General features: G+C 38.9%; 14 protein-coding genes. 8 read left to right on the forward strand and 6 right to left on the reverse strand.

Features of this window, described 5'->3' with window-relative positions; genetic code table 11:
- Nucleotide 1 precedes the first annotated feature (1 nt).
- The 4 genes from J2S11_RS17995 (at nt 2) to J2S11_RS18010 (ending at nt 4,542) form a co-directional block, all read left to right on the forward strand.
- A complete protein-coding gene (locus J2S11_RS17995; RefSeq protein ID WP_307396918.1) occupies nt 2-1,144 on the forward strand; it encodes a mannitol-1-phosphate 5-dehydrogenase in 1,143 nt (380 codons plus the stop codon).
- Nucleotides 1,145-1,270: 126 nt separating this feature from the next.
- Nucleotides 1,271-1,537: a phosphocarrier protein HPr gene (locus tag J2S11_RS18000; protein WP_307396919.1), complete on the forward strand. Its 267-nt coding sequence runs from the start codon at nt 1,271-1,273 to the stop codon at nt 1,535-1,537.
- Nucleotides 1,537-3,249, forward strand: coding sequence for a phosphoenolpyruvate--protein phosphotransferase (ptsP, locus tag J2S11_RS18005; RefSeq protein ID WP_307396921.1), 1,713 nt, complete (start codon nt 1,537-1,539; stop codon nt 3,247-3,249). The genes J2S11_RS18000 and ptsP overlap by 1 nt, the downstream gene beginning before the upstream one ends.
- 297 nt (nt 3,250-3,546) lie before the next feature.
- On the forward strand, nt 3,547-4,542 hold the full coding sequence (locus J2S11_RS18010) for a lipoate--protein ligase (RefSeq protein WP_307396923.1): 996 nt from the start codon (nt 3,547-3,549) through the stop codon (nt 4,540-4,542).
- A gap of 369 nt (nt 4,543-4,911) precedes the next feature.
- On the opposite strand, the gene J2S11_RS18015 is transcribed toward J2S11_RS18010, so the two are convergent.
- Together J2S11_RS18015 and J2S11_RS18020 are read right to left on the reverse strand one after the other, a co-directional pair.
- On the reverse strand, nt 4,912-5,466 hold the full coding sequence (locus J2S11_RS18015) for a pyridoxamine 5'-phosphate oxidase family protein (protein ID WP_307396925.1): 555 nt from the start codon (nt 5,464-5,466) through the stop codon (nt 4,912-4,914).
- An 88-nt stretch (nt 5,467-5,554) separates the two neighbouring features.
- Complete coding sequence (locus J2S11_RS18020; RefSeq protein WP_307396927.1) at nt 5,555-6,223, reverse strand: O-methyltransferase; 669 nt, start codon at nt 6,221-6,223, stop codon at nt 5,555-5,557.
- A gap of 311 nt (nt 6,224-6,534) precedes the next feature.
- Between J2S11_RS18020 and J2S11_RS18025 the strand changes: the two genes are divergently transcribed.
- Entirely contained in the window at nt 6,535-7,710 is a 1,176-nt protein-coding gene (locus J2S11_RS18025) for a hypothetical protein (RefSeq protein ID WP_307396929.1), read from the forward strand.
- An 86-nt stretch (nt 7,711-7,796) separates the two neighbouring features.
- Here the strand turns inward: J2S11_RS18025 and J2S11_RS18030 are convergent, their stop codons facing one another.
- From J2S11_RS18030 to J2S11_RS18045, 4 genes are all read right to left on the reverse strand, one after another.
- Nucleotides 7,797-8,159 carry a DUF3221 domain-containing protein gene (locus tag J2S11_RS18030; RefSeq protein WP_307396931.1) on the reverse strand — a complete coding sequence of 121 codons (363 nt, stop codon included), beginning with the start codon at nt 8,157-8,159 and terminating at the stop codon, nt 7,797-7,799.
- A 117-nt stretch (nt 8,160-8,276) separates the two neighbouring features.
- Nucleotides 8,277-8,417: a hypothetical protein gene (locus tag J2S11_RS18035; RefSeq protein WP_307396933.1), complete on the reverse strand. Its 141-nt coding sequence runs from the start codon at nt 8,415-8,417 to the stop codon at nt 8,277-8,279.
- A 2-nt stretch (nt 8,418-8,419) separates the two neighbouring features.
- A complete protein-coding gene (locus J2S11_RS18040; RefSeq protein WP_307396934.1) occupies nt 8,420-9,577 on the reverse strand; it encodes an AimR family lysis-lysogeny pheromone receptor in 1,158 nt (385 codons plus the stop codon).
- 355 nt (nt 9,578-9,932) lie between these two features.
- On the reverse strand, nt 9,933-13,046 hold the full coding sequence (locus J2S11_RS18045) for a hybrid sensor histidine kinase/response regulator (RefSeq protein ID WP_307396935.1): 3,114 nt from the start codon (nt 13,044-13,046) through the stop codon (nt 9,933-9,935).
- A gap of 153 nt (nt 13,047-13,199) precedes the next feature.
- Here J2S11_RS18045 and J2S11_RS18050 point away from each other — a divergent pair, with 153 nt between their 5' ends.
- From J2S11_RS18050 to J2S11_RS18060, 3 genes are all read left to right on the forward strand, one after another.
- A complete protein-coding gene (locus J2S11_RS18050) occupies nt 13,200-14,537 on the forward strand; it encodes an MFS transporter (protein ID WP_307396937.1) in 1,338 nt (445 codons plus the stop codon).
- Nucleotides 14,503-15,414: a polysaccharide deacetylase family protein gene (locus J2S11_RS18055; protein ID WP_307396939.1), complete on the forward strand. Its 912-nt coding sequence runs from the start codon at nt 14,503-14,505 to the stop codon at nt 15,412-15,414. The genes J2S11_RS18050 and J2S11_RS18055 overlap by 35 nt, the downstream gene beginning before the upstream one ends.
- A gap of 106 nt (nt 15,415-15,520) precedes the next feature.
- On the forward strand, nt 15,521-15,928 hold the full coding sequence (locus J2S11_RS18060; RefSeq protein ID WP_307396941.1) for a hypothetical protein: 408 nt from the start codon (nt 15,521-15,523) through the stop codon (nt 15,926-15,928).
- The last annotated feature ends 313 nt before the right edge of the window (nt 15,929-16,241 follow it).

A 16,241-nucleotide genomic window follows, 5' to 3' on the forward strand; every position in this document is an offset into this window, starting at 1 on the left:
TGTGAAGGCTGTACATTTCGGGGCTGGAAATATCGGTCGAGGCTTTATCGGAAGCTTATTATACAAGTCTGGCTTTTCTACGACGTTTGTGGACGTCAATCAGGAGATTGTAGATCTATTAAATGAGAAGCAGGAATACCGAGTTGTATTAGCAGAGCTAACAACAGATGAGCATGTTGTTCAAAAGGTTAAAGCGGTGCATAGTCAGCTTCACCCTGAACAAGTCATCGAGGAAATTGTTCAGGCAGACCTTATTACTACAGCTGTAGGGCCACAAATTTTGCCTTTGATTTCAGATTTGCTTTATCAAGGCTTAAAGCAAAGAGCGGTATCAAACAGTAAGCCTCTAGCGATTATTTCCTGTGAAAATATGATCGGTGGTAGTGCTTTCTTACAAGAAAAAGTGTATGAAAAGCTACAAGTAGGTGAGCAAGAGCAATTTGATCGCTTATTCCACTTTCCGAATGCTGCGGTTGACCGAATTGTTCCCCTACAGTCCAATGCAGATAAGCTGATGGTTATGGTAGAGCCTTTCTTTGAGTGGATTGTAGAGGGTGGGCAGGCTGTAGACGTTATCCCACATGTAGAGGGGTTACAATTAGTACACGACCTTACTCCATATATTGAGAGAAAGCTCTTCACAGTTAATACGGGGCACGCTATCGCTGCCTATCTTGGCTATAAAGCAGGAATTGAGACCATTAATGAAGCGATGCAAAACGAGGAAATCCTAGCTATCGTTGAAGCGGCATTAAAAGAATCAGGGAATGTACTAATAGAGAAATATAACTTTGATGAAAATGAGCATCGTGCGTATATAGCGAAAATCATTGAACGTTTCTTAAATCCTTATATCTCCGATGAAGTGACTCGTGTAGGACGTTCGCCATTACGTAAGCTTGGAGCAAATGATCGTTTGATCTCTCCAGCTAAGCAGTACGTTGAGCTTCTACAGAAGGAGCCTGAGCATCTAGCAAAAGGGATCGCTGCCGCCTTACATTATAATTATGCAGAAGACCCAGAAGCTGTCGAATTACAGAAGGAAATACAAACAAATGGGGTCGAGCTAGCGCTTCCTAAGTTTACAGGACTTCCTAAAGAATCAGCTCTAGTTGAACTTATTCTAAAACACTACCATGTTTAGTTGATTGGTAATAGCACGATGCCAAGGTAGGAGAAGTATGAGAGAGCAAACGTTAGTAAGATATCGCAGTGGAACAAATGATAGTTACTAAAATAAAGTTATTCAAAAGAGAAAGGATGTTGAGGAATGAAGGCAAAGGAATTTACAGTAACAGCACAGGAGGGTGTTCACGCGCGTCCAGCAACAGCTATTGTACAAAAGGCTAGCGGCTTTGAAGCAGATGTTCAACTTGAGTATAACGGCCGTAGTGTCAACTTAAAATCCATTATGGGTGTCCTTTCTTTGGGTATTCCAAAGGGTAGCACGATCAAAATTACGACAGATGGTACAGATGAAGAGGCGGCTATTACAGCATTAGAGGAAGCACTTAAAAACGAAGGGATTGCTGAGTGATGAGTAAAAAGCTAGAAGGAATCGCCGCATCGGCAGGTATTGCTGTAGCAAAGGCTTTTCGCTTAGAGAGCCCAGAGCTTTCTACAGAAAAAAAGACGATTGAAGACACAGTAGCTGAGATTGAGCGCTTTGAGCAAGCTATTAATACTTCTAAAGAGCAGCTAGAAAAAATCAAAGAGCATACACGTAAAGAGCTCGGCGATGATAAAGCTGAAATTTTTTCTGCACACCTGTTAGTCTTAAGTGATCCTGAGCTTCTTCATCCTATTCAAGATAAAATTGAACAAGACAAGGTGAATGCTGAGTTTGCTTTAAATGAAGTCTCTCAGATGTTTGTCAGCATGTTTGAAGGTATGGATAATGACTACATGAAGGAACGTGCAGCAGATATTAGAGACGTAACAAAAAGAGCCCTAGCCAATCTTCTAGGAATTGAACTAGCTAGCCCTACTTTAATTTCAGAGGATGTTATCGTTATTGCCGATGATCTAACTCCTTCTGAGACGGCTCAGCTAAACAAATACGTAAAAGGCTTTGTCACAGATATTGGAGGGCGTACATCTCACTCAGCCATTATGGCTCGTTCCTTAGAGATTCCAGCTGTTGTAGGAACAAAGCAAGCAACGGCTGACATTAAAAATGGCGACCTAGTTATTGTAGATGGATTAACAGGGGATGTTATTATTAACCCTGCGGAGAATGTCATAGAAGAGTATAAAGGGAAGAAAGAGGAATATGCTCAGCAGAAAAAGGAATGGGCTAAGCTTGTGGCTGAGAAGACCCTTACGTCTGAGGGGCATCACGTAGAGCTAGCAGCTAACATTGGAACGGCTGAGGATATTAAAGGAGTAATTGAGAACGGTGGAGAGGGTGTAGGACTATTCCGTACAGAGTTTCTATACATGGGTAGAGATTCCCTTCCAACAGAGGATGAGCAATATGACGTATATAAAACAGTCCTTGAGCGAATGGAAGGCAAGCCTGTGGTTGTCCGTACGTTAGATATTGGCGGAGATAAGGAATTATCATACTTAGACCTACCTAAGGAAATGAACCCATTCTTAGGATTCCGAGCTATTCGTCTGTGCTTAGAAAAAGAGGATATGTTCCGTACACAGCTACGAGCCCTACTAAGAGCAAGCCGTTTTGGTCAATTAAAGGTAATGTTCCCGATGATCGCAACTCTTGATGAGTTTCATCAAGCTAAGGCTATCCTAGAGGAGGAAAAGGAGAAGCTACAAGGTGAAGGTGTGGAGTTAGCGAAGGAGATTGAAGTAGGGATCATGGTAGAGATTCCTTCTACGGCCATTCTAGCTGACCAATTTGCTAAGGTAGTAGACTTTTTCTCCATTGGAACGAATGATTTAATTCAGTATACGTTCGCAGCTGACCGTATGAATGAGCGAGTTTCATACCTTTATCAGCCTTATAACCCAGCTATTTTGCGCCTTATTAAGATGGTTATTGATGCCGCACACAAAGAAGGAAAGTGGGCGGGTATGTGTGGAGAGATGGCTGGTGATGAAATTGCTATTCCAATTTTATTAGGACTAGGCTTAGACGAATTCTCCATGAGTGCTTCCTCCATTCTTAAGGCACGCTCGCAAATTAAAGGATTATCTAAAGCTGAGCTTGAAGGACAGGTAGAAAAGCTTTTAGCTATGGGTACGTCTGAGGAAGTTGTAGATTTTGTGAAAGAGCATTATCTATAAGACATGTTATCAAGAAAAATATAAGGCATGTTCTCAAGAAATAATATATGTTATTAGGAAAGTAAGAAGTAAAGATAAGTCATCAAGAAAATTATGTATGCTATGTTAAGCCGATTTCAAGTAAGTAAACGAAGTCGGCTTTTTACCTTTACTATTTGAAACATTTTCTTATATCACATAGAATAAAGGAGATTACTGCATTTGCTATGGAATACCCAACTAGCTTTAAAAGCGCAGGAGCTATAGGAGCTACAAAAGCTATTTCAAGTATTGCATTCTAAAAGGAGAGTGTACAACATGCTGTTTATAGATAACCAAGGAATAACGGATCCTAAAATTAACCTAGCGATAGAGGAGTATGCTTTAAAGCATCTAGATATTGACGAAACATATTTACTTTTTTACATAAATGAGCCTTCTATTATTATTGGAAGAAATCAAAACACAATTGAAGAGATTAACACAGAGTATGTAAATCAGAATGGGATTCATGTCGTGCGACGGTTGTCTGGTGGTGGAGCCGTCTATCATGATCATGGGAATCTGAACTTCAGCTTTATCACGAAGGATGATGGAGAGAGCTTTAGTAATTTTAAAAAGTTTACTGAGCCCGTAGTGGCTGCCTTGGCTAAGCTTGGAGTTACGGCTGAGCTAAAAGGACGTAATGATATTATCGCCGGAGATGGACGGAAAATTTCAGGCAACGCCCAATTTTCTACACGTGGTCGGATGTTTAGCCATGGTACACTTTTATTTGATTCTGAGATTGAGCATGTTGTTTCAGCCCTTAAGGTGAGTAAGGACAAGATTGAATCTAAAGGAATTAAGTCGATTCGTAGCCGTGTAGCAAATATCTCTGAATTTTTGAATGAAAAAATTTCTATAGAAGAATTCCGTTCTCTACTGCTTCGTTCTATATTTGATGGCTCGGAGAATATTGAAGAGTATGTGTTGACAGAAGACGATTGGAAGAAAATCAGGGAGATATCCCTTGAGCGTTATCAGAACTGGGATTGGAATTTTGGCCGCTCTCCAAAATTCAACCTACAGCACTCACACCGTTTCCCTGTTGGTAAAATTGATATTCGTTTAGAGGTAAGTGAGGGTGGGGTTATAGAGAACTGTGTGATCTACGGAGACTTCTTCGGTGTAGGAGATGTAAATGAAATTGCGGACAAGCTTATCGGCTTGCGTTATGAACGCGATGAGATTGAAAAAGCACTGCAGGATATAGACGTGAAGAAATACTTTGGAAACGTTGAAAAAGAAGAGATTATAAATTTAATTTATTAATTTCATTAAGTCATTCGATTTTCTAATCTGCTTTTCTACAAATTTGATTATCCAATCTGAACGAACACCGTACATAACTTCCTTCGTACGGTGTTCACTGTATTATGGTAAACCACAGTACGAATTGAACTAGGAAATAGGACAAGATCCTGCACCAATTGAAATCTAAAAAAAGATCAAGTGCAAAAATACATTTATTACACCGCTTTATGTTAACCTTCATCATATTAAGTGCAAAAATACATTTAGTGGATTTAAAACAGAGCATAGTGACAAGGTATTGAAGAAATAATTGCATTTCTGCAGTTAAATGAAAATATTTTGTGATAAATCAATTATTTAACTGTATATTTGCACTTAACTATCATTTTATTGCAGCTTTCCAAGTGGAGTCTGGAGTCCATCAAGTGTGGTTGAATTTTTCAATTGACGGTATTCCTCTAATCCATCCTGCCCCTTATTAAGAGCAAATTTGTGCAACGTATCTCGATCCCCTTCATAGGTATAATACGGTATTCCAAAGCCACAGGAGGTCTGCACTAAGTGAATCTTGGTGTAGATGATTTGCCGCGCTCCAGGAAGTGGATCAAATTGAGCGACATACTCATCCCACCTCTCTGTATCTGGCAGGATGACTTCACCCTTCCCGTAAAGACGTAATATTAATGGTTTTTGATCAAAGGAGATAAACATCAATGTAATTCTGCCATTTTCGGTAATGTGTGCACTGGTTTCGTTCCCACTCCCTGTTAAATCTAAATAGGCAGCTTCAGTGGAGGATAGAAGCTTAAACGAATCGTACCCCTTAGGGGAGATGTTGACATGCCCATTTGCTAGCATTGGAGCTGACGCAACAAAAAATAGATGCTGCCTCTCAATAAAGCTTTTATGCTCAGGGAGAATTTCAGAAAATTGCTTAGCCAAAGGCGTCCTCTCCTTTTTAGATCAGGTCGTATTTCAATCAGGTATGGTCACAATATGTCATTTAAGATGCTATAGGATCCTATTCAATTTACTTAATCACAAGTGCAATGGAAAGCCCGTCATATCCTTTGCTACCTACTGTTTGAATGGCTGTTGTACTAACCCTAGCCTCTTGGGCCATTAATTCAAACATGCGTCGAACTCCGTGTACCCGCTCATCATTACTGTTCGCATTAACGACCTCACCATCTCGAACTACATTGTCTACAATAATTAGCGTTCCTTTTTTAGAGAAGGTTAGAGCCCACTGAAAGTAGTGTGGGTTATTCTCCTTGTCGGCATCAATAAAAATTAGATCAAAAGGCTCCTGCCCTTCATCATGAAGCTGTTGAAGGGAGTCTAATGCTTCCCCTTTGCGGAGCTCGACAAGGTTAGAGTATCCGGCTTTTTCAATATTTGAGAGAGCGACTTCAGCATGCTTTGGCTCATATTCTAGAGTTACGAGCTTTCCATCCGCTGGCAAAGCCTTAGCCATCCAAATTGTACTGTAGCCCCCTAACGTACCTATTTCTAAAATCCGCTTCGCCCCATTCATTTGTGCCAGTAAATGCAGGAACTTCCCCTGATTTGGTGCAACATCAATAGCAGGTAGGTTAGCTGCTTCATTGGCTTTTAATGCAGCTTCAAGAGAAGGATCAGTAGGTACAAGTAAATCCGTCATATATTCATCTACAGCAGTCCAGGTTTTTTGATTCATAGCTATCACGCCTTTCAATATGATTTTTAAGTGTTCTATATATGTTTACCCTAAGTATAAGCGAGTTTTAACTATAAATTAAATATATGTTTTTCATGATGATATATAATATTGTTATATATAAAAAAGAATGATCATATTTATTCTCCCTTTTTATAAAATATAATCCTGTATATGTATAGTACCTTTAGGAAAATTACAATTTTTTAAAATTCATAAATAGTAAAGGAGATCCAGTGTTTTTATCAAATATAGCTTACAAACACTGATTTCTTTTATCTTAACATTATCAATGAAGTGAGAGGTGAAATATGAGTGAAAAGAATAGACTACGAAAATGTCTATATCTAGGCTTCTTGCTCGTTATATTGCTTGTTAGTTGGGCATGTGAAAAAGATCCAGCTTATAGCGATCTAGAAGATGATAACAAGATAGAGCAAGAAATTGAAAAAGAAGCTGATATCATTTCAATTGATACAATTGATGATACGGAATCAACAACAGGCACAGAAGCTAGTCATGAGGGTATCGATTTTATAGAGCTAACCTATGATATTGATACAGGACATTTTAAGGCTGTTCAACCAGATGTTTTTAACGGAACTGTCATTTGGACAGGAGATGATGAGAGAGTTGAATATACAGCTCATTCCGACTTGAGGCTCTATGAATATCATTTGGATCGAGGAATGGAGCTGGTTGCTGAGTCACGAACGGGAGGACAACTGGATTCTGCTCAAATGAACGAGAACTGGATAGTATGGGTAGATTGGTTACTTGTAGATGAAGGAGAGTGGCTTATCCAAGCCTATTCTAAAGAAACCAAGGAAACGAAGGAAATTGCAAGGCATACAGTCGGTAAGCATCTTCCATTAATGCATTTACCATATCTTTCATTGTCTAACTCTGACTATTTAGCATGGTTGGAGAAGGTGGAAGAAGGGGGAGATGAAAAGTATGAGGTTAATGTTATGCGTCTGCCGGAAGGTCTAACAAATACAGTAGCCATTATAGATTTAAACAATGACTTACAAGATAAACTGAATAACGACTTATTGTACGTTTCTGATGAGGACCTAATATGGTCAGATGATACAGAGATTTATGTTTACTCCCTAAAAGAGGAGAGTATCGTGGAGCAAATTACAGCCCCAAGAACAGTTATCTCTCCGAAAGCAAACAACCGATATGTAGTTTGGGAAGAGTACTATAGAGATGCCACTATGGCTGAGATGTTTATTCAGCCGCTTGGAGGTGAAGGTGAGAGAATGAGGATACGTAGTGGAAAGGTATTCTCCTATGATATTGGAGAGGATTATGTGATATGGGAAACGAATAATCGTATTCAGCTGTATTCAATTGAACATAGGAAAACTCAGCTATTAGGACCTGGGAAATTGCCTCATATGAGAAATAATGAGGCGGTGTGGTCATTAATTGATGATGATCAAACGGAATCCTTGAGATATGCTAAATTTAGGGAGTAGGATCTCAAGGAGTTCCCTGAAATAAACGAAGCAAAAAGGACCATCCATGTGCATGGTCCTTTCAAACGAATTGTAATGAGATATTTTTAATTGTGTTTACTAATGACTTCGATTTTTGTGGCTACGCCTTGTGCAGGATTACTTTCTTCATATGCTCCCGTAGTCCCTATTTTCACTTTGTCACCTACTTTAGCTTCATGATCAATGCCGATAACTAATAGTTGAAATACTCGCTCTCTATTGTCCAAACTACTTATTGTAGAAATTAAGATTGTTGGCTCATCAATTTCTAGTACAATTCCTTCAAAAATATCCATTGTGAGATCGTCGCTTTGATTCACTTTACCAATTGAATCTTTCGCAAGATTATCAGTAGTGCCTGTGCTACAACCAAATAACAGTATTAATATTAAACTAGTGACAGATATTGAACTGAATAATGACTTCATGGACTTTCCTCCAAATAGTATAAGAGTGTAATATATTAGACGTAAAGAAAGGTGAGGATGTTTCAAAATAAAAAAGAGCTTGGAGTTAGCTCTTTTTTAGTAATATCTTCATTTTAATTAAATGGTTAAATCTCCTTTTATAGCTGTTGGTTCTGTAACTCCTCCGCCCCCTGAATTTTTGGTGAATAGTCCTGAGTTAGGTTGAGAAATCATTACGATTAAAGAAAAAACAAGTAATAATTGAATTAATCTACTCATTTTTATTTCCTCCTTGTTGAAAGTATTCTTAAAGCAATTTCGTTTTCTCCTAACTTTTGTAGCTCTAAAAGAGGTAATTGAGCGTGAAAATAATCATCGATTTTTAAAAATAATTCTACTGAGGAATAGTATAGGGATAGCTCACTTGTTAGTAGACCTTTGTAATAGTAATAGAATGCTTTATCCCATTCAGCTAGCTCCCCAACGCTTGTTTTACTTAAATATTCGTTTGCTAATGCTAGTTCACCCTTTTTTATTAAATAGAAAGTATAATTTAGAAAGCTACTATGATTACCGATAGGCTGAGTATAGTCAAATTTTATATTCCAATATGACATAAGCAAGGATAAATTTAGTCGTACTTGTCTAATACGGATGGTATGATCATGATACAGGTAGAAATCTAGTGCCTTATTAAAATAGTTTAAAGCTACTTGGTAATCCTCAAAAAAGTATGAAAGCCCTAAATTATGGTTAGCTGTAGCTTTAACATCCTCAAAGAAATCTTGCTTTAAGATGGCAGTATTAAAATTTCTAGACTCTAATATTCTATTTTCAAGCAGTGTCACATAACCCATTAATAGACCTAGTCTAACAGTAAAAGAATCTTTTAAAAAGGAACTTTTAAGATTACTAATATTAGCTTCTGCATCTTCTATATGTAGAAATATAGAAAACCTCTCACCTAAGTCATTGTAGATGTAACCCTTAACAAGTGACTTCATAATCTGCATTTCAGTTTCTTTGGGTTTAAAAACTTCAACTTTATTTAATTGTTCAATAGGACTTAAAAGTTGTTGCTTTCTAATATAAATTAAATCATACATGGTGGCCCATTCTTTATCTGCGGGATTACTAGAGGATGATAGCAGCTCAATAATCTGTTCTAATTCGTCCCAAAGCTGGTTCATTACAGCGTACTCTAAACTATGTCTAGCATTTTTACTTCTTTGAGTGAGGATATACTTAGACATCACTTCTTTTTCTTGTTGTGGGTACAAGTATTTAACCATCTTTAACACAGACTCAAACTTCATTTCTTCATGTCCATTAAGATATCTGGATACGGTGGATTCTGTAACATTAGCAACTCGTGATAGCTTGCGCTGATCTATGTTGTCTAGATTTTCAAGAGTCCGTAGGATTTGCTCTTGGAGCACATTGTCTTCCCCCTATCATAGGTTTAATAGCCGTTTTGAATTTATACGAGTATCTTATAGTAATTGGATTCATTGAGTCAAGTTGATTTAAGAATATTGGGAATGTTTTGAAAATAAATATTTTCATATTGATTTCTTTGAGAATTTCAAAAGTCTATTAAATTCAAAAGTAAAAGAAACCGAGAAATTCGAGTAAGCATGAAATTCTGGAACAGAAGCAGCAAGCAGGAGATCCTCTGCAAAGTGAGAAAGGGTATTTTCGCTAGTGGGGCATTAAAACAAATAACGCAAGCTCCAAGGCCTCTCTTGCCTTAGAGCTTGCGTTATTTACAAAAATATTGCCAACGTTTGAAGGTCAGCAATTGGGTATAACAAAAGAAACTCTAGTCCCCTTATCAGGACTACTTTGGATAGATAATCCGTTACCGTACATCTGGATCAGTCTACGGTTTGTATTGGCAACTCCAATTCCTTTCATCTCACTAAATGATGGATCAAGGAGCTGCTGGACTTTATTTTGATCCATTCCTTTACCATCATCTAGAACCTCAATAAGAGTGAAGGTGTCTTGTCGAGTAATCCTAATAGAAACTGTGCCTCCTCGTGTTTTCGCTAAAACACCATGACTTACTGCATTTTCAACAAGAGGCTGAATAGTGAGAGGAGGGAGGCTTACCTTCACTGTAGGATCAATATCCCAATTTACGATTAACCTATTGGGAAAGCGTTCTTGTTCAATATATAGATAGGCTCGTACAAGCTCTAGCTCATGTTCAAGCGTAACAAGCTCGGCGGAATTCAAGAAGTCAAAGCTAATTCTTAAATAAGAGGAAAAGGCATCTCCAAGCTTACGCATCTTATCCGGATCAATATCACTTAGCGCCATAATTGAATTTAACGTATTGAACAAAAAGTGAGGTTGAATCTGAGCCTGTAAATAGGCAGCTTCCATCCGTAGGCGTTCGTTAATAGAGTGCTTTAAAGTTGTGAGTGACCAAATACGGTATTTCAGCTCCATAGCATCAACAGGCTTAGTCACGTAATCATTAGCTCCAGACGAAAAGCCGGTATAGATGTCTGCTGGCTGACTGCGTGCAGTTAGTAAGAGAATAGGAAGCTCAGAAATGGAGAAATTCTCTCTCACCCTTTGTGTCAGCTCATAGCCAGACATATGTGGCATCATCACATCTACAATTAACAGGTCCCATTGCTTAGTGCTAAGTACTTCTAACGCTTCTCTAGCAGAAGTAGTGGGCACGATATTAAATTGCTCTTCGGACAGAATACTTAAAAGGACTTTGAGGTTGACATTATCATCGTCAACCACAAGAATATTAAATTTCCCTTCATTAAAGACGGGTGCTGAGTGTGCTATTACTGTGCCATGGCTAACAGCTTCTGATAGAGTTAGCCGGTTCAAAGCTTCCTGACTTAAAATAGGTTGTTTTTGATTTTCGTCTTGTAGAGGTAGCAACCCTTCAAAGGAGGCTACAGGTAAGGAAAAACTAAATATCGAGCCTTTGTTAGGTTCAGAAACCACAGTAAGCTTACTCCCATGAAGCTCAACTAGTTGCTGGCAAATACTTAAGCCTAAGCCAATTCCGCCACCATCCGTTATTCCATGTGGTCCTTGTTCATATGGCTTAAAAATACGCTCTTGCGTCTCTCGATCCATCCCTACTCCACTGTCAGACACTTGAATAATGATCTGTTTGTTTTTAAGCTTTGCAGAGACAGAAATGATCCCTTCCTCCGTGTATTTAATAGAGTTATGCAGTAAATTAAATAAAATCTGTACTAGCCTTTTTTCATCACCTAAAACTGGTGGGAGAGCTTCTTCAATATTTATCTGGAGCTGAACGGGCTTGCCTTCTGTCATGAACTTAAGCATACTGACTACCCCAGAAGCGATGGACTCAATGCGTAGAGGTATCTTCTCCAGTACAATACGTTTGTCCTGTAGTCTGATGACATCTAGTAGATCATCTAGCATATAGGACATTCTACGACTAATGGTAATGAGAAGATCCATATTTTCTGAGCTATTTATACTCAGCGAATCTTTTTCCTTTTCCCTAACACTTTGAGCGATGTTCATAATTCCATGTAAGGGTGTTCGAAGCTCATGAGAAGTATTGGCCAAAAACTGGTCTTTCAGCTTGTCAGTCTGCCTGAACTGCTCGTTCAGCTTAGCGTTCTCTTCTGAATTACGGAAATATCTCTTAAACCAATAAGCCGAAAATGCAACGAGTGCTGCAATAATATCTATAGGGTAGTAAATGGTTTCTACAATTCCTTTAAAAGTAAAGGCTCCCCAAATCGCACTAGAGGCTATACTTGCTGCGGCAAACAATAAAAATACAGCATCAGTCTGATTGTCCATAACCATTTTTCCGATCAAATAGACAAACCAAACTAAAGGGAGAAAATATAGTATAGTAAATAACCCCATATCTCTAGTGTGAAAAATAGGCTCTGTTGGTGCTATCACTACAAAAATTGTATAGAGAATAAGTATCGTAAAATAACTATAAAAATACTTTGACCGTCTTACATATCCTGAAAAGTTCATAGCCAAAAGCAGGATAAAAAAGGAAAGCCACAAGTAAGAGATCATTCTGACCTTTAGAATTGAGGCGTAATCCAACGAAAACCAAAATGTTAAGAGAGTATCATGGTCAGATACAATTGTAATACTAGCTAAAAATAATAGGATACAGAAAAGAAGGAATGATTTTTCCTTTGTGTTAAATAAGTATAGGATAAAGGCGTACAAAGCATGTAAAAGCAAAATAACAAAGGTTACAAGCTGAAAGCCAATGGAATACATACGTTCGTTATCTATAGCCGCTTCTGAACCGAATTTAATCGTTCTAAGGATGCCACCATTTATTGGATTATCAAAATTAGCCACACGAATAAGTAGCTCTATTTCCTGTATATCTTCATTTTTATGGTAAGCAAGATAGGAGGCAATTCGAGGAGTATAGTCCTCTGCACGCTCTGCTGGAATACCAAAAGGCATTTCTTCGTTTCCGTTAATCTCAACAACTGAAGACGCCTGGATGCCCTGTAACCAAAAGGCATAGCGTAGGCTTAGCGGCTGGTCAACCAGAATTCTAATACGATACGTTCCATATCCGAAGGAGGCGTTTTTTTCTCCCTCAAACCCCTCGCGCCAATCTCCAGGAACTTGAATATAGTGTGGGCGATGGTCAGTAGTTTGGTTATTAAAGTCCTCATGATAAAGAAAAGCATAGGGGTAGAACTCCCAATCCCCATTCAGTGTAATGGAAGATGTCCCCTCTAGGGCCCAGCCCCTAAGATCTAGTACTCCTTGCTGGACAGACGGATGCTCAGGAGTATAAAAGTATGTGAACCATGCCCATCTTAAGCCAAGCAAACAGGAGAGAAATAGTATAGTTATGACTATATATTTTAAAGTTGTTTTGTTTAGTCTATTCATCATAAAGGATTAGATTCGACAACTCTAAAAGGTATTCCTTTTTATAAATTTAGTTTTGTAGCACGCGTATTAAAAAGAGGAAAACAGATTCAATTTGTAGAATTAATATTTTGAATTATTAGTTAATAATTTAATGCTGGCTAAAGGAGTATGCTTATGAAAACCAAGCTTCAAAACTCCCCGTTTACATTCGCCTTTGGTATGTTAGCTATGATGATCCCTGTGCAGGCCTTCAGCTCCTTTTACAGCTATTATTACGTAGAAAAGCTAGGCTTAAGTGTAGGTCTTGCCACGCTTGCCCGTACCATTTATTTGATTTGGGATGCGGTGGATCAGCCCCTTTTTGGTTACCTTTCGGATCGTACCAGAACACGCTGGGGCAGGAGAAAGCCGTGGATTTATTCAGCCATGCCGTTTTTTGTTTTGACGTTTGTGATGGTCTTTGCTGTCCCTGAAGGGATGAAGGGAACTGAACTCTTTATCTGGTTCCTTGCTGCTTTACTTCTTTTTGAAACAGCTTCTACTATTCTGTGGGTTAATTACGGTGCTTTATTTCCTGAATTATTTCGCGGCGATCGAATCCGGGCTAAGGCTTCAGCTATACAGCAGGGCTTTCAAATTATTGCCCTATTGATAGGCTCAGCGGTTACCCCAATTATTTTCGCCGCCTATGGCTTTACGAACATGGCTATCCTTTTTGCCGTGGCATTTGTTGTATTCATGTGGCTCTGTATGGTCACAGTAAGAGAGAAGGAAGAAGCTAGGAAGGAAGCTCCGCTGAAGCTAGTTGAAGCGTTCCGAGTCACGCTCAAAAATAAAGAGTTTTGGATCTTCAATATCGCTAATTCCTTTGCTCAAACAGTTAATGGTTTGCTTAGTTCAATGATCCCGTTTTATGCAAAGTATGCGCTAAAAATACCGGAATCGCAGGTTTCTCTCTTGCTTGCTGCTATATTTGTTTCAGTTATCCCACTTGTAGCGGTCTGGTATTACATTGTACGTAAGCTTGGTGGATTAAAGAGCTGGCGTTTAGCTATGCTGTTTTATGCCTTAGCCGTTATTCCTTTATGGTTTGCTAATGGGCTAGGGAGTGGAATTCTGGCTGGAGTTGTTGCAGGGTTTGGCTTATCTGGATTTTTGGTTACACCAGCTGTACTTAGCGGACAAATCATTGATCGAGACGCTAAGGAAACTGGACGTAGGAGAGAGGGGATTTATACTGCTGTTGCCGGATTTATTACTCGCTCTAGTGGGCTCATATCTGCAGTGGCTTTCTGGATAGTGGGTATGATCTTTGGCTATGTTAGTGGTGAGAACCCTGGTTCTAATCCGGAGGTAGCTTTTAGATACTTAGTCAGTGTGGTTCCCTTTGGACTATTACTAATCTCATTCTTAATTAGTCTCTTTCTGAGGAACATTTTTCCGGTGGAAATGGGAAAGTGGAAAGGAGAAAACAGTCATGAACAAAACAATGAACAGAAAATTAATCATTAACTGTGATGATTTTGGGCAGAGTCAAGCTGCCAATACAGCCATTATGCATTTACTTGAGGAAGGTAAGGTATCTTCAGCAACGATTATGCCACCTGCTCCATTTTTTGCTGAGGCCGCGGAATGGGTCAAGAAAAGAGAAAAACTGAGCATAGGGCTACATCTGACACTTACTAGTGAATTTACAGGATATCGCTGGAGGAGCCTGACCAATCTTCCTTCCCTCCATGACGAAAGCGGTCATCTCCACATGACCGTCAAGGAATTTGAACAGAAGGCTGATCCTAAAGAGGTTAAAGCGGAAATGGTCGCTCAATTTCAAGCGGTAAAAAGCGCAGGGTTAGAGATTACTCATGTAGATAATCATATGGGGAGCTTGTATGGAATTGAGACGGGAAGAAGCTATTTACCCGCGGTACTATGGCAGTGTGCCAAGAGAAGATTGCCCTTTCGAATTTTTCGTAATATCTATTCGAAGGATAAGTTTCTTGCTACCATTCCAAATGCTAAAGAGATTCTAGCTAAGGTTGTAGCTCTTGCAGATACGCTTGGTGTAGGAATGCCGGATTATTTGTTAACCCATCCGTACCATATTGAAGAAGGTGAGACATACGACAGCTTCAAGAAATCTTTAATTGAAAAAGTATACGACCTACCTGAAGGTGTTTGCGAAACATATATTCACCCCGCAGCTCCAGACGAGAATATGAACAAGCTGATCCAGTCATGGGAAAAGAGAGTATGGGAATACAAGCTGCTGCTTGATGAGGATTTTGCTTACGCACTAAGAGATGCTGGGGTAACTCTGACGGATTATAGGTATGTACACCAAAACTTAAGGAGATCAAGGGTTGCTTCCCTATTTCGCCTACTAAGATGATACATTTACACTTTGGGAGTGGTTGGTATAAACTTATATTTTATAGTACAGAAGTATCAAGGTGAGTTCCTAAAAAACGTTTAGATATAGAAATAGGAGGTAGCTTATGGCTGAAAAAATGAATCTAGTAGAACAATTTAAGAGTTTGCATGATGAATTTGCTTCTTTATGGGCTGAAGCAATGAAAAGTGGTCATACGGATAAGGTTGTTGCCATGTACGATAAGGACTATTCCTGTACTGTTTTTATGAAGGACAATAGCCAATCCCTAGTCTTTCAATATGAGGAGGCTATGGAAGGATTAATGCAGTCGGTTCAAGCGTTAATTGGCGCACAAAAAAGGTTTGAAAACTGCATTATACATACTAAGCATGACTCATATTCATACGTCTTTTATGAACAAGTGATTGTGCAAGACAACAAAGAACTATCTAGGATATTTACGACAGAAGAGTGGGCTTTAAAAGATGATCAATGGCTTATTGTTAGAGAAGTTAATACGATAATAAGCTAGGAAGGCTTAAAGCAAGGGCTCTCAAACAAAGTAGAGAGTCTTTGAAGAGCAGATCGATTTTTTCCTACGTTGATTGAGGAGCAAACCTGCTGCGGTGCTTTGCAAAATCATAGTGAAGAAAGAGGAGATCAACTTCTTTCCGCTGCCTCCCATCTCTAACGGACATAATTGACTCTTAGAGACACAAATTTATAGGTTTTGATCTTTAACGGTCATAATGCTCTTCTGTCAATAAAGTAGACACAATAAGTTACGCAACTTCCTGATAATAGAGTTGCTCAAAGCGCACTGGTGACATGTAACCAATGGTACT

Source organism: Bacillus horti (assembly GCF_030813115.1).
Lineage (GTDB): Bacteria > Bacillota > Bacilli > Caldalkalibacillales > JCM-10596 > Bacillus_CH > Bacillus_CH horti.